General features: G+C 34.4%; 17 protein-coding genes. 5 read left to right on the forward strand and 12 right to left on the reverse strand.

Annotated elements, in window-relative coordinates:
• Window positions 1-187: 187 nt before the first annotated feature.
• The 8 genes from BSF41_RS12880 to BSF41_RS12915 all read right to left on the reverse strand — a co-directional run bounded on the left by BSF41_RS12880 (window position 188) and on the right by BSF41_RS12915 (window position 7372).
• Window positions 188-1312, reverse strand: coding sequence for a peptidylprolyl isomerase (locus tag BSF41_RS12880; RefSeq protein ID WP_095929900.1), 1125 nt, complete (start codon window positions 1310-1312; stop codon window positions 188-190).
• Between the two features lie 30 nt (window positions 1313-1342).
• The gene (locus BSF41_RS12885) at window positions 1343-2419 is read right to left on the reverse strand and encodes a peptidylprolyl isomerase (protein ID WP_095929901.1); all 1077 of its coding nucleotides are present in this window, start codon (window positions 2417-2419) and stop codon (window positions 1343-1345) included.
• 23 nt (window positions 2420-2442) lie between these two features.
• Complete coding sequence (gldI, locus tag BSF41_RS12890; protein WP_095929902.1) at window positions 2443-3093, reverse strand: gliding motility-associated peptidyl-prolyl isomerase GldI; 651 nt, start codon at window positions 3091-3093, stop codon at window positions 2443-2445.
• Between the two features lie 8 nt (window positions 3094-3101).
• Window positions 3102-4106, reverse strand: a complete 1005-nt coding sequence (locus BSF41_RS12895) for a bifunctional oligoribonuclease/PAP phosphatase NrnA (protein ID WP_095929903.1) — start codon at window positions 4104-4106, stop codon at window positions 3102-3104.
• Window positions 4107-4236: 130 nt separating this feature from the next.
• Window positions 4237-5481 carry a voltage-gated chloride channel family protein gene (locus BSF41_RS12900; protein WP_095929904.1) on the reverse strand — a complete coding sequence of 415 codons (1245 nt, stop codon included), beginning with the start codon at window positions 5479-5481 and terminating at the stop codon, window positions 4237-4239.
• Between the two features lie 134 nt (window positions 5482-5615).
• Window positions 5616-5999: a RidA family protein gene (locus BSF41_RS12905; RefSeq protein ID WP_095929905.1), complete on the reverse strand. Its 384-nt coding sequence runs from the start codon at window positions 5997-5999 to the stop codon at window positions 5616-5618.
• A 150-nt stretch (window positions 6000-6149) separates the two neighbouring features.
• Entirely contained in the window at window positions 6150-6455 is a 306-nt protein-coding gene (locus tag BSF41_RS12910) for a chaperone modulator CbpM (RefSeq protein ID WP_095929906.1), read from the reverse strand.
• Window positions 6452-7372, reverse strand: a complete 921-nt coding sequence (locus BSF41_RS12915) for a DnaJ C-terminal domain-containing protein (RefSeq protein ID WP_095929907.1) — start codon at window positions 7370-7372, stop codon at window positions 6452-6454. The genes BSF41_RS12910 and BSF41_RS12915 overlap by 4 nt, the downstream gene beginning before the upstream one ends.
• A 293-nt stretch (window positions 7373-7665) precedes the next feature.
• On the opposite strand from BSF41_RS12915, the gene BSF41_RS12920 reads away from it, so the two are divergent.
• Window positions 7666-8379: a hypothetical protein gene (locus BSF41_RS12920; protein ID WP_095929908.1), complete on the forward strand. Its 714-nt coding sequence runs from the start codon at window positions 7666-7668 to the stop codon at window positions 8377-8379.
• 172 nt (window positions 8380-8551) lie between these two features.
• On the opposite strand, the gene BSF41_RS12925 is transcribed toward BSF41_RS12920, so the two are convergent.
• Window positions 8552-9079, reverse strand: coding sequence for a hypothetical protein (locus tag BSF41_RS12925; protein WP_095929909.1), 528 nt, complete (start codon window positions 9077-9079; stop codon window positions 8552-8554).
• Between the two features lie 224 nt (window positions 9080-9303).
• Here BSF41_RS12925 and guaA point away from each other — a divergent pair, with 224 nt between their 5' ends.
• The 4 genes from guaA to BSF41_RS12945 all read left to right on the forward strand — a co-directional run bounded on the left by guaA (window position 9304) and on the right by BSF41_RS12945 (window position 15381).
• Window positions 9304-10833: a glutamine-hydrolyzing GMP synthase gene (gene guaA / locus BSF41_RS12930; RefSeq protein WP_095929910.1), complete on the forward strand. Its 1530-nt coding sequence runs from the start codon at window positions 9304-9306 to the stop codon at window positions 10831-10833.
• 63 nt (window positions 10834-10896) lie between these two features.
• A complete protein-coding gene (locus BSF41_RS12935) occupies window positions 10897-12813 on the forward strand; it encodes a LysM peptidoglycan-binding domain-containing protein (RefSeq protein WP_095929911.1) in 1917 nt (638 codons plus the stop codon).
• A 94-nt stretch (window positions 12814-12907) separates the two neighbouring features.
• A complete protein-coding gene (locus BSF41_RS12940) occupies window positions 12908-14980 on the forward strand; it encodes a LysM peptidoglycan-binding domain-containing protein (protein WP_095929912.1) in 2073 nt (690 codons plus the stop codon).
• Entirely contained in the window at window positions 14980-15381 is a 402-nt protein-coding gene (locus BSF41_RS12945) for an OsmC family protein (RefSeq protein ID WP_095929913.1), read from the forward strand. Before BSF41_RS12940 ends, BSF41_RS12945 begins: the two co-directional genes overlap by 1 nt.
• Window positions 15382-15899: 518 nt before the next feature.
• Here BSF41_RS12945 and BSF41_RS12950 read toward each other — a convergent pair.
• The 3 genes from BSF41_RS12950 to BSF41_RS12960 all read right to left on the reverse strand — a co-directional run bounded on the left by BSF41_RS12950 (window position 15900) and on the right by BSF41_RS12960 (window position 22679).
• Window positions 15900-17279, reverse strand: a complete 1380-nt coding sequence (locus BSF41_RS12950) for a Gfo/Idh/MocA family protein (protein ID WP_095929914.1) — start codon at window positions 17277-17279, stop codon at window positions 15900-15902.
• 98 nt (window positions 17280-17377) lie between these two features.
• Window positions 17378-19561, reverse strand: coding sequence for a M1 family metallopeptidase (locus tag BSF41_RS12955; RefSeq protein ID WP_095929990.1), 2184 nt, complete (start codon window positions 19559-19561; stop codon window positions 17378-17380).
• Window positions 19562-19583: 22 nt separating this feature from the next.
• Window positions 19584-22679, reverse strand: coding sequence for a DUF5107 domain-containing protein (locus BSF41_RS12960; RefSeq protein ID WP_095929915.1), 3096 nt, complete (start codon window positions 22677-22679; stop codon window positions 19584-19586).
• Window positions 22680-22894: the final 215 nt, after the last annotated feature.

Here is a 22894-nt window from a genome sequence, read left to right on the forward strand (position 1 = left end):
GTAAGCTATTTTGTTTAGGATTCTCTTGTACTATGTTGAAAATAATGATTTAATTGTAACAGAATTGATTTTTAAAGGCTTAAAATAAGAATTCTTTAAAAAGTTAAAGAGTGAAAAATAGAAAAGCCATCAAGAATAATTCTGATGGCTTTTTATATCTATAAAGAATAAATCTTCTCTTTTCTAATTACTTAGGCTGGTTTTGATACGTTTCAATTTCAAAAATCAAAGTAGCATTTGGAGGAATCACTCCGCCAGCACCTTTTTCGCCATACGCTAAATTTGAAGGTAAAAAGAAAGTCGCTTTTTCTCCGTCTGTCATCATATCAAGAGCTTCAAGAAAACCAGGAATCATTCCCTCTTTTTTACCAACTGTAAAAGGAAACGTTTTGTATCCGCCTTGCGCATCTCTATTGGCATCATATTTTCCATATGCTTTTGCTACTGGAGCCATGCTGCTGTCAAATAAGTTTCCGTCTTCAAAATACCCAGCGTAGTGAAAATAGATGTTAGAACCTTCAGCACCTTTAACGCCAGTACCTTTTTGAGTGATTACATATTTTAAACCAGAAGCTGTTGCAGTTGCTTTTGCTTTTAAGTCTTTAAAATAAGCTGCTTTTGCAGTTATTACTTTTTTTGCTTCTTCTTTTTTAGCCGCTTCTTTTTTTACATCATCGCTTAAAACTTTTAGAGCATCAAATTTCTTTGCAGCAGCACCTTTGCGTGTAATAACAATTTTTGTCATTACATCGTCTTGAACTATTTTATTTACATTATCCATTCCAGACACTACGTGGCCAAAAATAGTGTGTTTTCCGTTTAACCAAGGAGTATCTTTGTGTGTAATGAAAAACTGGCTTCCGTTTGTTGCCGGACCAGAATTTGCCATAGCAAGAACCCCGCCTTTTTCGAATTTTAAATCGTCTACAAATTCATCTTTAAAAGAATATCCTGGACCTCCAGAACCATTTCCTTCTGGATCACCACCCTGAATCATGAAATCGTTAATTACTCTATGGAATTTTAATCCGTTGTAAAATGGTTTTCCTTTAAGAGATGCTTTAACGTTAGGATTTGTACCTTCTGCCAAAGTAATAAAGTTTGCTACTGTAACAGGTGCTTTTACATACTCTAAAGAAAGAACAATGTCTCCTTTTGTAGTAGAAATTGTAGCGAAAATCCCGTCGCCAGGATTTGCCGCAGCAGCTGCTGTAGTTGTAGGTTTCGCTGCTGGTTTTGTAGCAGGCTTTTTAGTTTGAGCTTGTATATTTACTATTGCTAAGCAAAATAAAAATAGAAATTTAAATTTCATTGCTTTTAAAATTTTAAGTCTTTAATTCAATTACTGTTTGTCTGAAATCTGGATTTCGAAAATAATATTAGCGTTTGGCGGAATTACACCTCCAGCACCAGTTGCTCCATAAGCTAAGTGCGATGGAATAAAAAGAACTGCTTTGTCTCCATAAGACAATTGCTCAACTCCTTCAATAAAACCAGGAATTAAACCATCTTTTTTACCAGCTTGAAATTGAATTGGTTGGTAGCCGTTTTGCGCTGCTCTTGCAGGATCAAATTTCCCGAATGGTTTTGCCACTTCTTCAATGCTAGTGTCAAATAAAGTTCCGTTTTCAAGGAAACCAGCGTAGTGAATGTAAATTTGACTTCCAATAGCAGGTTTCTTGCCACCTCCTTTTTCTGTAATTACATATTCTAAACCGCTTGTAGTTTTAGTTGCTTTTGGTTTTAGAGAAGCGTAATAATCTACTTTTTCTTTTTGAGCTCCAGCATATTTTTGTTGTTCTTTTGCAATGTCAGCAAAATAGTCGTGGAATACTTTTGCAGCATCAAATTTTTTCGCTGCTTCACCATTTCTAATAATAGTTACAGCAACGATATTGTCTCCTTGAACAACTTTGTTTACTACTTCTTGATCTTTTGCGCTTACCACATGACCGAAAATAGTATGTAGGTTGTCTAACCAAGGAGTTTCTACGTGAGTGATAAAAAACTGGCTGCTGTTTGTTCCAGGTCCGTTATTTGCCATTGCTAAAACTCCAGCTTTGTCAAATTTTAAATCTGAAAATTCATCTTTAAATTTATATCCAGTATCTCCAGAACCAGTTCCTAATGGATCACCACTTTGAATCATGAAACTTTCAATTACTCGGTGGAATTTTAAACCGTCAAAAAAAGGTTTCTTTTTTAATTGTTCGTGCGTTACAAACTCGTTTTTACCTTCAGCTAAAGTCACAAAGTTAGCCACTGTAATAGGTGCTTTTTTGTAATCAAGCTCTACAATGATGTGACCTTTGTTTGTTTCGATATCGGCATATAAACCATCAGGAAGATTACTGTGGTCATCTTTACAAGAATAAAATGAGCCTACGGCTATTAGTAATAATAAAATACTCTTTTTCATTTTAAGATGTTGTTTTTATTGAGTTAATGTAATGTATCTTTTTTAGCTGGCGCTACAGGTTTTGCAACTGCAGGTTTTGGCGTTACGGCTGATGGCTGAGCAGCTGGTTTTGCTGTTTGTGCCGTAGGATCTGGAACAAAATTTCTAAGCGTTACTGTAACGATTAGAGATTCGTTTGTGCCAATTTTTTTATTATCTCCGTGATACCCATAAGCCATATGCGATGGAAATAAAAACGTAACAGTTTCGTTTTTATGCATTCTTTTTATTCCGTCGCGAAGCCCCATCATAATGTCTTGTTTGTCTACATAGTAAGTTTGAGGACCAAGATCTGATTCAGAATAAATGACATTGCCTTTTATATCTTTTACTTCCATATTAAAGTAAGCAATATCTCCTTTTCTTGGAGCTGCAGTTTCATTTGTATTTCTTTCGTCATAATAAAACCAATAGCCTTTTGGAGTAGCATAATATTTTACTTTCGGATTGCTTTTGATTATTTTCTTAATGACATCTTCTTCGTTTGCCACTAATTTTTTGTTTCGGTCAGCCGATTTTTTCATGAATGTTCCCGAAGCACTAGAAATGGGTCTTCTGGCTTCTTCATGATGCTTACAGCTGCTTAACAAAACTGTAAAAAGCAAAGTGTAAATGCTAAGTTTTAGGTAGTTCATGATTTGGACTATAATTTTAGTTTTTTTACTAAATCTTCAAATTTATTAACTGTTTCTTGCATCGAAACTTCAGATCTTCCGCCAGCTGCATTACTATGTCCGCCACCGTTGAAATGATCTCGAGCAAACTGATTTACATCAAAGCCTCCCTGCGAACGGAATGAAATCTTGATAATCCCTTCGTCTTTATTTTCGATAAAAATAGCAGTAAAAACAATATCTTTTATACTTAAGCCATAATTAACAATTCCTTCGGTATCACCTTTAACATAATTAAAAGAATCTAACTCTTCTTGTGTTAACGTCGTATATGAAGTTTTATGATTTTCAAGGATCTTCATGTTCTGCAAAGCACGTCCTAATAATTGTAATCTGCTGAAAGAGCTATTGTCAAAAAGTAATACAGGAATCTGAGTGTTTTCAACTCCTAAATCAATTAATTCAGCTATAATTCTATGTGTATTTCCTGTTGTGCCAGGAAAACGGAAAGAACCAGAATCGGTTAAAATACCTGTGTAAATGCAAGTTGCAATGGTTTTGTCAATATCTTCTTTTTTATTTAAGAAAGTGATAAAGTTATAGACCATCTCGCAAGTAGATCCGTATGAAGTGTCTGAATAGGTATAGGTAGCATAATCATCAGGTTTTTGATGATGATCGATCATAATGAAAGTCGCTTTTAGCTTTGCTAAAGTATGCTCCATTTCGCCTGTACGGTGAAAAGCATTAAAATCAAGTGTGAAAATGATTTCAGCTTCTTCTAAAATCTGTGTACAGATTTCGGTTTCTTTTTCGAATATTTTTACGGTTTCAGATCCTGGAAGCCAAGCTAAAAAATTAGGAAAATCATTCGGAGCAATTACTGTTGCCTGATGATTGTTTTTAATTAAAAAATGGTATAAACCTAACGTTGATCCCATTGCATCGCCATCTGGTCCTCTGTGCGGAATGATGACAATTTTCTTTGGGGTGGCGAGTAATAATTGAATCGCTTGAATATCTTGTATTTTCATAGTGTGCGAATTTACATTTTTTTAATGTAATGCTGAAAATAATTTTAGTGACCAGTTACAGTAGTCAGTGGTCAGTTTTTAGTGTTCAGTTGCAGTTCTCAGTTTTCATCACAGTTTGGAATTTGAGATTTTAAAAATTGGAATTTAACCTTTGGTATAATTTATATTTAGCCCCTTTTACAATCTGTGATTTGTAAATTCCGACAGAACCAGAAGAAAAATAAGCAATTGTACAGGCAATTGCGATGAAAATTCCAGGAGCAATTCCGAATAATTCCATTCCCATAATCGTACAGGCAATAGGAGTGTGGGTTGCACCCGAGAAAACAGCAACAAATCCGATTCCTGCTAAAAGCGCAATCGGCATTGGAATTACGGTCGATAAAGTACTTCCTAAAGTCGCACCGACAAAAAATAGCGGCGTTACTTCGCCTCCTTTAAAACCAGCTCCTAATGTGAATCCGGTAAATAAAATTTTTAGCAGAAAATCATACCATTGGTTTGGATTCGAAAAAGAATCGACAATTACAGGAACTCCTAATCCAGAGAATTTTGTAAATCCGAAACCAGCAATGGCAATAGCCAAAACGACTCCACCAATTACAGGACGAAGCGGAGGATATTTAATGTTTTTCGAAAAAAGTGAACCCCAAAAATGTGTGCTTTTAGAAAATAATAATGCTGCAAATCCTGATAAAACTCCAACAATTAAAGTGAAAATAATATTGTTTAAACTAAGTTCTGCAACAACAGGGATACTGTAATGTGTATGTTTTATTTCCCAGAATTCTACAGTAAAATAGGCCGCATAAGCCACTAAAAAAGAAAGTAAAATGCTTTTAAAATTAATTTTACTGAAGTATAAAACTTCTAAAGCAAAAATAGCTCCCGCAAGAGGAGTTCCAAAAACAGAAGCGAAACCTGCACTGATTCCGAGAATAATCAGAATTTTTCGTTCTGAATTATCAAGTTTGAAGAATTTTGTAAACTGATCGGCAATTGCGCCTCCCATTTGTACCGCAGTTCCTTCTCGTCCTGCAGATCCTCCAAATAAATGTGTTAATAATGTTCCTAAAAGTACTAAAGGAGCCATTTTAAACGGAATAACTTTTTTAGGATTTTCGTATTCTTCCAATAAAAGATTGTTTCCTTTTGCAACTGATTCTCCCCAATAATAATAACTCAATCCCACCAGAAATCCGCCGAAAGGCAAAAGCCATATAATCCAGTTATGCTGAATTCTAAATTGTGTCACCCATTCTAAAGAAACTAAAAAGAAAGCAGATGCAGAACCTGAAAGTATGCCTATTAAGACACAGATAAGAATCCATTTTGGAAGAGAAAGCAGAAAATGTTTTGGATTTAAGGAAGTCATTAATGAATTCTAAAAGTTTGCCACGAATTTCACGAATTTTCACGAATTAAAAGATAAAAAAATATTTTAAATCCATTAATCTCTGGCAAAAGAAAAAAAATAATGAAAATTCGTGAATTCGTGGCTATAAAAAATTACTGAACAACAGCAGTAAATTCTATTTCAACCAAATATTCTGGAGCAACCAGTTTACTGATTTCATAAAATCCTGTTGTTGGTTTTATATCTTTAAAGAAAGCAGAGTGTGCTCTTGCCACTTCTTCAAAAGTAGAAACATTGGTAGTAAAAATTCTAGTTCTAATCACATCTTTCATCCCCACATTTAAATCTTCTAAAACTTTTTCAACTCGCTCCAGAATGTTATAGGTTTGAGCATAAGCGTCATCAGCTTTTACTTTTTCACCGTCAACAATGGCTACAGTTCCAGAAACTTCAACAATATTGCCAATTCTTACGGCACGGCAATATCCCATTTTGTCTTCCCACGGCGATCCGGTTAAGATGTTTTCTCTTTTCATTTTTTTAGTTTTTTGCGAATTTGTCTATACATTTTAAAAGCAAATTCAGGTTAATTAAAGATGCTGCAATTTAAGAATTATGGTTCTGAAAGGAATAAAAAAAAGCTTGAAATCAATTCAGAAATTCAAGCTTTTTTGTGATATAAATCGTTATTCGGTTTCTTTTTCTTCGTAAAGGCGAAGCTTGTTTTGTACCGTATTTAAATTTTGCTGCAAGGCTTCAATTTTATTTAAAAGATTTGCAATGGCGTCAATTCCTTCTAAATTAATTTTGAGATCGTAATGCATTCGAATCATTTTTTCAACTGTAGGAAGCTGTTCTGGTTCTAGAAATTCGTCATTTTCTTCTGTAATAATATGAATGAGACCATAATTATTAAGTTCGGTAATAAAGGTGTTTTCAATTTCGTGATAGATACAAAACTGTTTGATCTGTATTAAGTTTTTATTTTTCATGACTTTCTAAGTTTTGCTAATTCTTCAAATAACTCTTTTTCCTTATCAGAAAGTTTTGTTGGAATTTTGATGGTATAAGTGATGTATAAATCACCAAATTGATTTTCTTTTTTATAAACAGGAAATCCTTTTCCTTTCAGTTTCACTTTGGTTCCCGGTTGTGTTTCTGCTGGAACTTTAATTTTTACTTTTCCATCAAAAGTATTGATATAAGTTTCTCCTCCTAAAATAGCCGTATACAAGTCAATTGGCGCCTCAGCATATAGATTATTTCCTTCACGTTTAAAATCTGAATTATTTGAAATTATAAAGGTGATGTACAAATCGCCGTTTGGTCCGCCGTTTACACCTGGCCCGCCATGATTCGGAATTTTGATAATTTGCCCGTTTTCTACACCAGCCGGAATCGTAATTCGTATATTTTTGCCGTTTACAGACAAGTTTCGTTTATGTGTTGTGTAGGCTTCTGCTAAATCTAAAACCAGTTCAGCATTAAAATCCTGGCCTCTATATTTAGATTGCGATCTGCTTCTTCCTCCGCCGTACATCGAATTGAAAAAATCGGAGAAATCGCTTCCAGAATATTCTCCATCTCCAAAACCAGAGAAATCGCCTTCAGAATATTGATAACCGCCTTGCTGTCTGCTTTGCTGCTGGTTCGGATCGTAGCCTGCTTTTTCAAATTCTTCAGCATGTTTCCAGTCTTTACCGTACTTATCGTATTTTTTTCGATTTTCAGGATTGCTTAAAACTTCGTTTGCTTCATTTATTTCTTTGAATTTTTTCTCAGCTTCTTTATCATTCGGATTTAAATCGGGATGATATTTTCTAGCCAGTTTTCTATAGGCCTTTTTGATGTCTGCCTCGGTAGCCGATTTTGTAACATCCAATATTTTGTAGTAATCTATATAATCCATTTTGCTGTGATTTATAAATGGTAAATAAAGTCTTCAAGGTAAGAATAAGTTGTTAATAATCAAAATGCTATATGCTTTTAAAAAGTAAGTCTTTGGAATTTGCAAATTGTAAAATTGAAATTTATTTTTTATGAAATAAAAAATCTTGGCAGGTTTTTTGATTCCAAAAATTAGCTTAATTTAATGTTATAAAACTCCTAAAGTTGCAGCACCTAACTAAATTATACTATTTTTGTGATGCTAGACTTTTGGTTTGTATTAATTATAAAAGGCGATTCGATAATACTTTTTCAATGAAGCACATTTTATTTTTCATATTATTTTTTACTGCGATATCTGTATCAGCTCAAATTGAGTCTAATACTAAATTCAAAGCAATTCCAGGGGGAAAGTTTACTGCGAAGCCCAAAAAGACTCCGATTCCTGAAGTCAAAGATCCGCAGGCAGATTTTAATGATATGCCGGCAATTAAAACGCCAAATGTTTTTGAAAATACTACTATAACTCCAAAATCAAAATTTCAGATTGGAGAAGAAAAAAGCAAATTTACCATGTCTACTGAAACCGATTTTGCTAATCCCGGTGACCGATATGTAGCAAAAATGGAAAAAGATTTAGATAAAAGTTTGAAAGATGCTGGTTTACGAGAAGGACGCGGCGTGTTGGTAAAGAGGAATATTTCGTTGGGTGATTTTAAAACGAAATCAGAATATTTTATAGTGAAGTTTCGAGATTTTGGAGCAATTGATGGCGATTTAGTAAAAGTATCTTGCAATGAAGTTGTGGTAAGAGACCGAATTTTGCTAGATTCCAATTTCCAGCAAGTAAAAATCAATCTTGGACAAGGTTTTAATAAATTAGATTTTGAAGCTTTAAATATAGGAACGCTTGGAGGAAACACAGCAGAAATACAAGTTTACGACGATAAAGGCAATCTAGTAACCAATGATTACTGGGATAATCTAGCAGCAGGTTTTAAAGCGTCGATAGTGGTAACGAAAGAGTGATTTTTTTAAGATGCTAAGGTTCTGAGGTTCTAAGATACTAAGTTTTTTTTTCAGAAGCTTAAACACAAACAAAAAAGGAGATTCTAAAATAGAATCTCCTTTTTTGTTATACAATCTGATTAAAACCTCAGAATCTTAGAATCTTAGAACCTCAGAACCTTAGCATCTTAGACTAAAATGGATCCGCAGTAACCTTAAACTTCATTTCTGCTTTTACGGTCACATCTTTTGTTAAAGTTTCTTTCAATGTTACTTTCGTTCTGATTTTGTAACTGTCTGCTTTTATATATTCATCTAATCTTTTATCAGTACAAATCAAATCGATCGTATTGCTGGATACATTGATATTGTCAGCATACGCTAATTCAATTTCTTCTGAGTTAGCTGTAGAAATATATAGATGTACAGATTTTAAAAAGGTAAATGTTTTATCCGAAGGATCTGTAATTGATAATTTCAGCGATCTGATTTTTACATCTTTTACCAAATTTGCTTTTGTCTTATTGTTTTCAAATTCAGCAGAAGAATTGGTCGTAACCTCTGGCGTAATAATTTCTAAAGGCAGATTAATTGGAGAAGTGCTTTGAATTTTAATCGAAGCATTGTTCGAAATAGTAAAAGTCAGCAAATCATCAACAGTGTTGCAAGAGCAAAAAAAGATCGATAAGAAAGCTGACAGGGCAATAATTTTTGATTTCATGGTTAAATTAAATTGGGTTTTTCGTTAGATACGAAATAATTCGGTTTTTGGATTTGCAAAGATACTGAGTTGCTAAGGTTCTAAAATGCTAAGTTTTTTGTTTTTGAGCTAGAAAAAAGCTCAGAATCTTAGTAACTAAGTATCTTAGAATCTACAATGAAAAAAAAATATTTTTTTTCATTGCTCCGATTTTTCAATTTCGAATATAAAAAGTATTTTTGCGCATGCAACACAACGTACTTATTTTAGATTTCGGATCGCAATATACTCAGCTTATTGCGCGTAGAGTTCGCGAATTAAATATATTCTGCGAAATTTTTCCTTACAATCACATTCCAAGTGATTTATCAAGTTATAAAGCCGTAATTTTAGGAGGAAGCCCTTTCTCTGTTAGAGGAGAAGATGCGCCACATCCTGATTTATCACAAATTAGAGGTAAAATGCCTTTGCTTGCTGTTTGTTACGGAGCTCAATATTTGGCTCATTTCAGCGGCGGTGAAGTAGCTGCTTCCAATACAAGAGAATACGGTAGAGCAAACTTGTCTTATATTAAAGAAGGTGAAACTTTCTTTGAAGGAGTTTCAGAAAACAGCCAGGTTTGGATGAGCCATAGCGATAGTATCAAAGTGCTTCCAACAAATGCTGTAAAATTAGCAAGCACGCATGACGTAGAATACGCAGCTTACAAAATTGAAGGCGAAACTACTTATGCAATTCAATATCACCCAGAAGTTTACCACTCTACAGATGGTAAAAAAATGCTGGAGAACTTTTTAGTTAAAATTGCTGAAGTTCCTCAAAACTTTACTCCAAATGCTTTCGTTGACGAAATGGTAGCAGAACTAAAAGAGAAATTAGGAAATGATAAAGTGGTTCTTGGTTTATCTGGAGGAGTAGATTCTACTGTAGCGGCAGTTTTATTAAACAAAGCAATCGGGCAAAATTTATACTGTATCTTCGTTAACAACGGACTTTTACGTAAAAACGAATTCCAAAGCGTATTAGATCAATACAAAGGAATGGGATTAAATGTAAAAGGAGTAGATGCTGGAGATCGTTTCCTTGGCGAATTGGCCGGAATCAGCGATCCTGAAACGAAACGTAAAACAATCGGTCGTGTATTTATCGAAGTTTTTGATGATGAATCGCATTTATTAGAAGACGTAAAATGGTTAGCACAAGGAACTATTTATCCAGACGTTATTGAATCTGTTTCGGTAAAAGGACCATCTGCGACAATTAAATCGCACCACAACGTTGGTGGATTGCCAGATTATATGAAATTAAAAATTGTAGAACCACTTAGAATGTTGTTTAAAGACGAAGTAAGAAGAGTAGGAGCTACATTAGGAATAGATCCAGAATTATTAGGAAGACACCCTTTCCCAGGACCTGGATTATCAATTAGAATTTTAGGAGATATTACGCCAGAGAAAGTACAGATCTTGCAAGATGTTGATTCTGTATTTATCGAAGGATTAAAATCTTGGGGATTATACGATAAAGTTTGGCAGGCTGGAGCAATTTTGCTTCCTGTAAACAGTGTTGGTGTTATGGGCGATGAGCGTACTTACGAAAAAGTAGTAGCGCTTAGAGCTGTAGAATCAACAGATGGTATGACTGCTGACTGGGTTCATTTACCTTATGATTTCTTGATGAAAGTGTCAAACGACATTATCAATAAAGTAAAAGGCGTGAATCGTGTAGTTTACGATATTAGTTCGAAACCACCTGCAACAATTGAGTGGGAATAGTAGCATAATTTAAAATTAAGGTCTTACATTTGTAAGGCCTTAATTTTTTACAACCTACTATTTATGAGAGAACTTTTAACGATTTCTCTTGTGTTTGTTTTGTCTTTTAACAAAATAACTGCACAAGATGCAATAATTGAACACAGAATTCAAAAAGGAGAAACCGCTTTTTTCATTGCCCAAAAATACAAGGTTTCTGTAGACGAGATTTACAAACTCAACCCCGAATCGCAAAACGGAATCAAGGATAATCAAATTATAAAGATTCCAGTTCATCACTCCTTAGAAAATACAAATTCAAAGCAGCAAACCCATATTGTTGCACCCAAAGAAACATTGTTTGGTTTGTCTAAACAATATCATGTTTCGGTTGAAGCCATTCAGAATGCCAATTCAGAAATTCTGGCCAGCGGACTCCAAATTGGTCAAGAATTAATAATTCCCCAAAATTTAGATAGTGCAACTAAATCAGAAGCTGGTGTTTCTTCAAAAACTACGCATCAGGTTGTGGCTAAAGAATCTCTATTCAGTATCGCGAGACAATACAATGTTTCGGTTCAAGATTTAGAAAATTTAAATAAAGACATTTTGATTAATGGATTGCAAATTGGTCAAACGATTTCAATTCCGAACAAAAGAAAAACTTTGGATGGGAGAGTTCGTGTAATTAATCAAGAAACCATTTTTCATATTGTAGAGCCAAAAGAAACCAAGTTTTCGATTGCTAAGAAATACGGAATTTCAATTGATCAATTAGAATCTCAAAATCCTGAAATCGTAAACGGATTAGTTGTTGGAAACAAATTAGCCATCAATACTGCAGCCATAAAACCATCAAACGAAAGTGAAGAATTGATGTTGGCTTTGGCTGAAAAACAAGTTGTGGTTGAAAAAACAAAAGCGAAAACAGTCGAAATTGAAGATTTAAAAGACCGTCTTGTGGTTCAGAAAGAAATGAATCAGAAAATTATAAAAATTAATGATCTGAAAGTGAATTTGAACGATATGAATGGTTCTAAAGAAAACTCAGTTGAAAAACTCCGATTGGTTTTAGAAGCTAATAAGAATGTTCAGGATATTTTAATGGCAAAATTAGATTCGCTTGTCACTTCAATGAATAATGATTTGAAAGAATTGAAGAGAATGGATATTTTGAATGTTGAAGAATCTAAAAGATTGGAAAAACAATCTTCTGAAGGAATCAATAAAACAAATGAATTATCATCTCAATTGAAAAAGGAACTGGCGGAAAACAGAAAAGCCTACGCTGGTTTGATGAATAAAGTAGAGAAAATCGCAGTTGAGGAAAATCAGGAATACAAGAAGAAAATCCGCGAAAGCGAGAAAAAATCTAATACAGAACCTTTGCAGCAGCGTTTGTCTTTAGAAGAAATTAAACGTTATAAAATCGAGCAAGAAAGAGGAGATGAAAAAAATCAGCTTTTAATTGCTAAAATAGATTCTTTGGACACTCAGAAAAAAATTGAAGTAAAAAGACACATCAGTAAAGCTTCTTATTATAGTATGGAAGCTCGAAAATTTGATGATAAATTGGCTTTGATCAAATTGAAAAAATATCAGGATGAAGCGGTTAAGAAACAGGAAAAAAAGGGTGCAGCTGAAAATTCAAAAACAATTTCATTACAAGAAATGAAACAAGAATTGAAAGACAATCCGTTAAGGCCTGACAAAACAGTAAAAGTTGAAGTTTATGATAATCTTAAAGAAGTTTCAAACGGGTATTACTTAGTTTTAGGTATATTTACAGACGCAGTTGACCGAGATAAGCTCATTATGAAACTCATTGATTCTGGTGAATTTAACGCTAGCTTCTTTTTCAACATTAACAGCCTTTCGTATTATGTTTACGCCGATAAGTTCGAAAACATGGAAGAAGTGCTTTATAAATGCAAGAAAAAAGAAGAAGATGAGTTATATAAAGAAATCATTATTGCTAAAGTAGAAATCGATTTAAGGTAATTTTTACAGCGATAAAGCAAACGGCGCGAATTTTGCTTTTAGTAAAATCGTAACTTATTTTAGAATTAGAAATTAAATTGTTTTAAGCCTTATTATGAAATATTATTTAACAGTATTGTCTCTCGTATTTTTTATGACTTCCAGCGCATTTTCGCAAGAAAAAGTGGTGAAGTACAAAGTATCGAGCGGTGAGACGATTAATCAGATTGCACAAAAATTTAAGGTAACGCCTTATGATATCTATCAGCTCAATCCAGATGCAAGAACGGGATTGGTGCCCAATTCTGTGCTGTTGATTCCGACAAAAACAGGAGAAGCAAAAAAAGAAGTTTCTGAAACTAAAGCAGCTGTTTCAGGAAAAGAAATTATTCATGAAGTGCAGCCAAAGGAAACATTTTACAGCATTGAGCACAAGTACGGAATTTCAGATGAAGCTTTAAAAGCGGCAAATCCGTTTTTGGAAAAAACAGGTGTTCAAATCGGACAAAAATTGGTTATTCCAGCAAAAGGATCTGCTCCAAAAGCAGCAGCAGCAAAACCTGCGAAAGAAAAAGGTGCCGAAAAATATGTTTATCATGATGTTCAGCCAAAAGAAACAAAATTTGGTATTGCAAAACAGTATAATATTACGGTTGACGAATTGGAAAAACGCAATCCAGATATTGTGAACAGCTTGCCAGTTGGTTACAGATTGACGATAAAAGGAACAGCTCCAAAAACAGAAGCTGCTCCAGTAGAAACGGCAAAAGCTGTAGAAAGTAAAAAGCCTGCTGAAACTTCTAAAAAAGCAGTGACTTACATGGAATATCAGGTTAAACCAAAAGAAACTTTTTATAGTTTAGGAAGAGTTTTCCATTTGTCGCAAGAAGAACTAGTGGCATTGAATCCGTCACTTTCTGAAGGTGTAAAAGAAGGGATGGTTCTGAAAGTTCCAACAGGATATGTGGCTCCAGCACCAATTGTTGCTGCACAAGTGCCAGATAAACCTGCTGATTCTTCAGTGTATAAACCAGTTGAAAATACTGGCGATGGAATTAAAATTGTCGATAAAGTAAAATCGACTGAAAACGAAAACGTAGAAATTGTTGAATTGACTAAAAAGAAAGGACTTAACGAGCGTAAAAAAATAGTTTTATTGCTTCCTTTTAATTTGGCTAAAGTACAAAGCGATACTTCTGGAACAGCTAACAGAATTAAAAACGACAAGTTCTTAAACATGACTTTAGATTTTTATGCTGGAGCTATGATGGCGATCGATTCTGCAAAAACATTAAAACTTCCAATTGATGTTGCTATTTACGATTCTCAGGAAACTAAAACAACTTCTAATGTTGTAGGTTTAACTCCGAAGCTTCAAGATGCAGATGCTGTAATTGGGCCATTTTACCAAAGTAACGCAGAAACGACAGCAAACATGCTGCGTTCGTATGACGTTCCGGTAATTTCTCCTTTATCAAAAGATAGTGCAAATCCGATTGACAATTTATACCAGACTATACCTTCAAATGACGTGATTAGAAATTCGGTTTTTGATTATATGCGTTCTAAAAATGGGAATATTGTAGCGGTGGTAGATAAGAAAAAGGAATCGGTTATTAATTATATCAGACAAAACCAAAAAGGAGTTGCATTTGCAACTTTAACAGAAACTGGTGGTTTGGATGTGGCTAATTTAAAAAGCTTGTTGATGCCAAATCGAATGAATTATGTTGTGATGGAAACCGGTAATACAGCAATGGTTAAAGCTACAATTAAAGCATTGCTTGATTCTCAGAAAACATGTCAGGTTCAATTGGTGATTTTAGAGCCAAACAGCACATTGGATACAGATGAAATTAGTTTTGATAATTTGATAAAATTGAAATTAATGTATCCTTCTGTAACGCGCGAAAGTGACGAACAGCCAGTTTTAATTTATGAAAAACAATTTCGTTTGAAAAACAAAGCAAATCCAACAACTTATGCAACTAGAGGATTTGATGTAACTTTTGACACGATGATGCGTTTATCTCAAGGAAAAACATTTCAAGAAACAGCTGATTTGATGACGACTCAGCAAGTAGACAATAAATTTCAATATTATAGAAAAGAAGATGGCGGACACGCTAATAAAGGTGTTTACATCTTATATTATGATAGTGACTTAACTTTAAAAGTAGCAAATTAATGACATCAAAAGTAACCTATTTAGGAGATTTAAGAACAAGTTCAATTCACGTGCAATCAGGAAGCGAAATCATTTCTGACGCACCATTAGATAATAACGGAAAAGGTGAGGCATTCTCTCCAACAGATACTGTAGCAAACGCATTAGCAAGCTGCATGATGACCATTATGGGAATTAAAGCCCGTGATTTGGAAGTAGATTTTGTTGGTTCTACAGCTGAAGTAACTAAAATTATGAATGCAGAACCAAGAAGAATTGGAGCAATCGAAATTGTATTTCAAATGAAAAGTAATGCTGACGAAAAAAGCAAAACGATTTTGGAACGTGCTGCAATGACTTGCCCAGTATTTCTAAGTTTAAGCAGTGAAATCGAAAAAAGAATTAGTTTCAACTGGAATTAATTTTTATTCAAATAAAATTAAGAAAGGAGGTGTCTCAAAAAGACAGCTCCTTTTTTTGTAGGCTTCGAAGAAGCGAATTATTTAGAGAAAAAAATAAATGTATACAATATGAAGAGCTCCAGAGATAAGCTTCGGAGAAGCGTAATATTTATAGCAAAGAATATACATATACAATGTAAAGCTCCGGAGGAGCGACATATCTTTTCACAATTTAAGATATGTCGCTCCTCCGGAGCTTTTTCATGAACGTGATTGAAATACTATAAATATTTGACCCCGCTGGGGGGTTTGCAATATGTTTTTATAAATGTTCGTCCATTTAAAAAAGATCTCAGAAGAAGAGCTCTTTTTACAAGCTTCGGAGAAGCGAAATATTTATAGCAAAGAATAGATGTTTACAATTTAAAGCTCCAGAGGAGCGACATATTTTTTACAATCTAAATTTATGAACGGTCTAAAACAGACAAGAGAGCAACATCTACTTTGCCCTCTTGTCCCTCTTTAACTAACCAATATATTTATTCTGAAAACTCTAATTTTTTAAGTTTATTCCAGCCTCCACGCGTAAAATCTGGAATTTCAACGGGTGCTGAATTATGGTCTAATGAAATTTCTGTTAATGGACCAAGACAAGACCATTCGGCTAAATCGTATACGTCCATATCCAGAGGAAGTCCCTTTTGCAGACAGTGAATTAAACGATAATCCATAATAAAATCCATTCCGCCGTGACCGCCTACTTTTTTGGCTTGTTCTTCGATTCCTTTAGCAATTGGATGTTTGTATTTTTCCATTAATGCTTTTTTCACTTCTTCAGGAACAAAAGAGTGCGCACTTAATTTTTCGTGATTTGGTTTTACATCGTCACCTAACTCTTTTCCGTCCAATGCATAACCTTCAAGCGGATATTTATTGGCAAATCCTTTTGTCCCGCTCAATTGATACATTCTGCTGTACGGGCGAGGAGAAGTCACATCGTGCTGAATCTGAATTGTTTTTCCATTTTCGGTACGAATCATCGTCATGGTATGATCACCGTTTCTAAAATCTTTAATTTCTTTTCCTGATTTTTCTTTAATGTAAGCAGGATTTCCGACGGCTTTTGTATCCATAGAAACCAAGAAATTCATTTTGTCACCGCGATGAATGTTTAGTGCCTGACACGCAGGCCCCATACCGTGTGTCGCATAAACATCGCCGCGGTGTTTGATATTGTAATCCATTCTCCAGTTATTCCAGTATTCTCCCCAAAAAGGCTGTAAACCGTGAATATAAGAACCTTCAGCATGAAGAATTTCTCCAAAAAGACCTTGCTGAGCCATGTTTAAAGTAGTCAGTTCGAAGAAATCGTAAACACAATTTTCCAATTGCATGCAATGCTTTCTCGTTTTTTCTGAAGTATCAATAAGTTCCCAGATTTCTTTCATGGTTAAAGCTCCTGGAACTTCAATTGCAACGTGTTTTCCGTCTTTCATGGCTTGAACTCCGATAGAAGCATGGTGGAGCCAGTCTGTAGCTACATAAACTAAATCTACGTTTGGCAAAGCCGTTACTTTTCTCCAAGCATTTTCATCACCATAGAATTCCTGTGCTTTTGGGAAACCTGCCTTCGTTAAAATCTCATTTGATTTTGCTGTATTTTCCTGAGTCATATCGCACAACGCTACAATTTCTACACCCGGAATATGTGTCATACGTTCAACGGCGCCAGGACCGCGCATTCCAAGTCCGATAAAAGCAACACGAACGGTCGGAATTGGATCTGCAGCCATTCTCAATACATCTTGCTGTCCTTTTGCACGCGCAGGAGTTTTGGTCTTAATCATTTGTGCCGATGCAATTGTCCATCCGAACAAAAGAAAAAGAGCTATAGTAGATTTAAAAAAGGTAGTTTTCATAAGTGATAGTTTAGTGGTAATTTATTCTAAAAGTAACCTCTCTAATGAACCAAATTAGAGAGGTTTTCAAAAACAAAACAATCCAAGGACTTTTATAATTATTTTTGACTACTAAATCTTTTTATTAATGGCGTTACATGTTTTTGGGTATCGTCATCTAATGAAGCCAATGCCTTATCTGCTTCGGCTGGTGCATATTTTGTTAATCCTGCTAATCCTGCAGCAATTACGTTGTATGATTGTTCTTTAATGCTTTCTTCCATTAACGTTTTATAAGAAGTATCTCCAGTAGAAGCCAATTTTACAATAGCATTTGCTCTGGCAATGGTCTTTTTGTCGTTTTTTGCAATGTCAAGCAGTGATTTTAAAACCTGATCTTTGGTTTGTTTTTCATTTAAATCAATTGTTTTTATACTCAACACTCTTAAGTCTTCTTGGGGATCTTTTAAACCTTCCAGTAAAATAAGTTGTGATTCCTGACTTCTATCTTTTGAAGCAAATTTGATAGCTTCAATTCGGTTGTAATACGATGGCGCATTTTTATATTGAAAAAGATAATCAGCAGCCGTTTTTTTATCTACATTAACTTCACCAACTAGAATTTTATCCGGATCTAAATCTATAAATTCTGGTTTTGAAGGAAGATCAAAACTGAAACTTTGCGTTCTTTTATCAATTAAAATATCCTTTCTTATTTTAGTTCCGTTTACGTAAAAATCAACTTTTAAAGGCAGTGTAAAGGTTTGCACAGCACTATCCTGAGATTGACTTATTGTAATGGTAATTTTTCCGTTAGCATATTTGTAAATCACATCCAGAATCGGACTTCCAGCATTATAATACCACTGATCAAAATAAGGCAGCCAGTCTTTTCCAGTCACTTCTTCCATCGATAAACGCAGCTGATGCGGTTCTCCAGATTTATAAGCGTTTGTGGTTAAATAATGATTTAGTCCTTTAAAAAAAGCTTCGTCACCCATTTGGTTTTTCATGGCATACAAAATAATCGAACCTTTCGAATAGCTGATATTATCAAACATATCGTCTGCGTTTCTGTAATGAAAACGGGCTAAAATAGGGCTGTCACCATTTTTTTGTGAGCGTAAATAATTCTGTAATTTTTCATAACGAGATCTGTCTTCAGCATCTTGTCCAGCATCGTGACCGTGCCAAAGAACTTCTCCAAAAGTAGCAAACGATTCATTCATTGTTAAATTTGACCAAGATTCAGCCGTTACATAATCTCCAAACCATTGGTGAAAAAGCTCATGAGCAATGGTACTTTCTTGATTATCATCTAATAATTCTCGTTCTGTTTTCTGAACATATTCACCATGAACTGTCGCAGAAGTATTTTCCATAGCACCTCCAAAATAGTCTTTCACCACAATTTGCGCATATTTTGCCCATGGATATTCTACACCAAGCATTTTGCTGTAAAAATTCATCATATCTGGCGTTTTGTAAAAAATCTGTTTGGCATATGGCGCATATTTTGGCTCTAAATAATAGCTGACTTCTTTACCGTTATAAGAATCTTTATAGATTTTAAAATCACCAACGGCCATCATAAATAAATAAGGCGCATTTGGCTGTTCCATTTTCCAGATATCAGTTCTGGTTCCATCTTTATTTACTTTGTGGGAAGCTAATTTGCCGTTTGAAAGCGTGGTATATTTTGCCTCAACTGTCATTGCAATTTCAGAAGTTGTTTTCTGATTTGGTTTGTCAATTGTCGGGAACCAGCAAGAAGAAGCTTCCGTCTCGCCTTGCGTCCATATTTGTGTTGGTTTGTCACCTTTTCCATCAGGATTAATGAAATACAATCCGTTTGAATTGGTAATCGATTCGCCAGCTTTGCTTTTCAGTTCTGCTGGTTTTGCTGTGTAATTAATAAAAATCGTATACTTTTCGGTTCTTTTGTATTTTCTGTTTAAAGCGATAGAAAGTTCTTCGTTATCGTATTTGTATTGTAACGGAATGCTTTTTTTACCATCAATAATAGCGATTTCTTTAAAATCCATTCCTTTTGCATCCAATTTAAGCGAATCGGTTTCGTAAAAATGCGGTTTTAAAGTAATCCATTCTTTTCCGTACAAATAGCGTTTTCCGTAATCGAATGAAACTTCTAGTTTGGTATGAATTAAATCATGTGTTTTTAAAGGAGTAGCGCGATAAATGGATAATTCATCTGCCTTTTCTGTTTTGTTTTGTGCCTCTATTTTTGGTGCCATCAAAAGGACAAGACCAAAAAAAGTATATATTAAAAAATGGTTTTTCATTTTTATTGTTTTAGAAAGTTCTTTACAGTTTTTCGATAATTCTAACTTCGCCGTCTTTTTCATCTTCACTTAAAATATTCGATGGTTTTTTGGTGTAAGACAATAAAGTCCACTGCACTATTTTATTTGTAGGATATAAATTGGCCTGAGTTTTAATCCATTTTTCGGCCTCTTGTGAAGAAGATGTTTTTTCGATAGCCCAAGCCGAAACCAATTGATTTGCCGGAAGGAAATTCATAACCGTATTATCAATCACAGGACGGAAAGCGACAATTTTGTCCAAAGATTTAGAAGCCATTTCTTTGTTTCCTAAATTGGTATAACATTCATAATCCAACCAATTTTCTAGTCTTTCATCAATATTTTCGTCATACGGTTTTCCTACGCCTAAATTCTCTGGAAACAGTTTGGCATCGGCAATAAATTGTAATGCTTTTTTGTACTGCTTGTTTTTGATTTCTGCTAAAGCCTGCATCAATTTAGCTTCGTGATACAATTGTCTTCCTGCGGTTGCGCCTTCAAAAGGAAGGATTTGCAATTTGGTTAAAAATGCATCGGCTTCACGGTATTTTTTATTTAGCAATAAAGTTTTAGCGTAAAGCATTCCAATCAAGTAATTGTCTTGATGTTTTTTATAGAAAGATTCCGCCGTTGTAAGCGCTTTATCAAATTGTTTTTGGGCGATATAATGTTCTGCAAGCATTTTATGGTATCTCCAGCCTTGCGGATCTAATTTTATAGCTTGCTGAAGACTTGCCAATACTATCGAAGCATCATCTTTAAATAACGAAGCTTTCGCTCCATAAAACGCAGGATCATTTGGTTTTGAACCGCATTCTGAAAACAATCTTTTAGCTTCTGAAATGCTGTTGCGATTCCATTCAATTAAACCTAAATGATATTTTAATTGATACTGATCATTTGTTTTAATTAATGATTTTAAAATTTCAGCGGTTTCATTTCTAAAAGGAAAACTAGTTCCTGGTTTGATTTTGCTTACGTCAACTGGTTTGTTTTCTAAAAAGGCTTTCCAATAGATAATTTCAGCACTTGGTTCAGCGATAGAAAAGACTTTTAAAGCTTCTTCTTTTCGGCTTATGTTGTTATACCAAATTCCTAATTCAAGAAAAGTCTGTTCTGGCATTTCGTTTTGAATGGCAGCAGTAAAAGCATTTTTTGAATCGTTTGAATTGTTCGAAAGGTATTTTTCAAAATCAGCAAAATGATTCAGCGGATCCAATTTTGTAATCGTTTTTAAAACTGAATTTGCTTTATCTGAATTATTTTGAAGACGATATAAAACCGCTAAAACCTGTAAACCTTCTATATTGTATTGATTGTATACTAAGCTTTTTTCAGCATATTCAATAGCTTTTGGCAGATCATTTTCGGCTAAATAAATTTTGCTTAAAGCAGTATAAGCTGGACTTCTAAATTCAACACTTGCCGCAGCAATATCAAAACCATCTTTTGCATCAATAGTATTTCCTAAATGAAAGTTTGCCAAAGCATAAAAATAATTTCCAGCAGGATCGTAAGTATCTATTGCTAAAGCTTTGCTTGCCGAATTTACAGCTGCTTTGTAATCTAATTTTCTGATTTGCAGAGAAGCCAATGCAGAAAGAGCAGGAGCAAAGTTTGGATCTAATTTTAAACAAGCATTCAATTTATCTTCAGCTAGAACATAATCTTTAAAACTGATATAGTTTTTTCCTTGCTGATACAATCCGTAAACCGAATTATGATCAAAATCTTTTGGTATTTCTAGAGGGCGATTGATGTTTCCATCTTCTGGAGCAGAATTCCAAACCAGTTTATTGCCGCCTAAAACAAATTTCAATTTATTAGAATCGACTTTTACCTGAATAGAATCTTTAAAAGTTTGCATCGTATTCAGAGCAATATCTTTAGAATATACTTTTTTATCGTCTTCAAAAACTTCAATTTTTTCGTTTAATTTTTGAAGTGGAGAAAAATAGATTTTCAGCCAGCCGTTTTCGTTTTTAATATTAACTGAACCATAATTGTTTGCTTTTACAAAACCTTTTGTTTGTTTAACAGGAAACCAATATTCAGTCCAAGTATCCGTTTGATATGGTGCGAATGAACGTTGTTTGAAAGGAGTAAGATTACTGCCTTCGCTAGCCTGATTAAACAATCTTCCGCTTTGTATTTCTACATATTGTCCGTCAGTATCGGATAATAGTTTTTCCCAAATCATTCCTTGCTGGGACAATCCCCAAATCCAGATTTTTTTACCCGGCTTATCGTCGTGATTGCCGTATCTTCCCATTCCGAAATCTTCGTCATGATAATATCCGCCAAAGAAATCATCGTATTTCCCGAATACGTGATACGATTTGTAACCGCCAAAATTATTGTTTTTATAGAAAGATAAATCTTTACCGTTTTCCTTATCTAGTGGCCACGAATGGTAATCTCCGTTATGACCAATGTAAGTCTGTCCTGGATAAATAAACTGCAGATTTTCGGCAGCTTTTATTCCCGTATTCATCCAAGTATAATAAGGCTGTTCGAATTCGGTTGTGTTAGACCAAAACGAATTTGTGGTAAAATAGGCTTTGTCTTTCGGTAGATTGATATCTAATTTCCAAGAAGTTCTAGTTAATAAATCTAAAACTCCAATTACACAGCTAATGCTTCCGTCTTCTCGGTTTATGATTTTATAATCGACAGGAGTGGCGCAGTTTGGCGTGTGGCCGATAATTCCGTAATTGCCTTCAACACCGCCGCTTGTCCACGGTCCGCGCATGGCAATGTCTCTAAATTTTACAACGTGATTATTGTAAACAATGTCTTTTCCTGTAGATTTTTCTATAGCCGACCAGACTTTTCCGCCAATCTCTGGCAAAATCATCAGTTTAATATAATCGTTTTCAATTTCGATTACTTTCCATTCTTTCTGAACGGGTTTATCGGTAAAACCATCAAAACGGAAATACGGATAAAACTTGTTATCTGGTTTCGGAATCGGATCGGGATCTGAGAACGGATATGTCGTAAATACTTTTTTGTATTCTTTTATAGTGGGTTTGTTTTGTGCTGAGACAAAGAGGCTTCCAAGGAGTAAAAAGGATAGTAATGGTCTAAATTTCATGATGGAGAGCTAGTTTTTTTGTGGTTATTTTTTTTGCCACAGATTACACAGATTACAGGGATTTTTTTTATCTGTGTGTACAAAATAATCTGTGTAATCTATGCAATCTGTGGCTTATTTTTTAGCTTTTTTGTCATTTCGACGAAGGAGAAATCACACTCGTAAATCGATAAAGATTGGCGATTTTCTGTATGGAATTTCTTGTGTGATTTCTC

This window comes from Flavobacterium sp. ACN2 (assembly GCF_002303885.1).
Taxonomy (GTDB): Bacteria; Bacteroidota; Bacteroidia; order Flavobacteriales; family Flavobacteriaceae; genus Flavobacterium.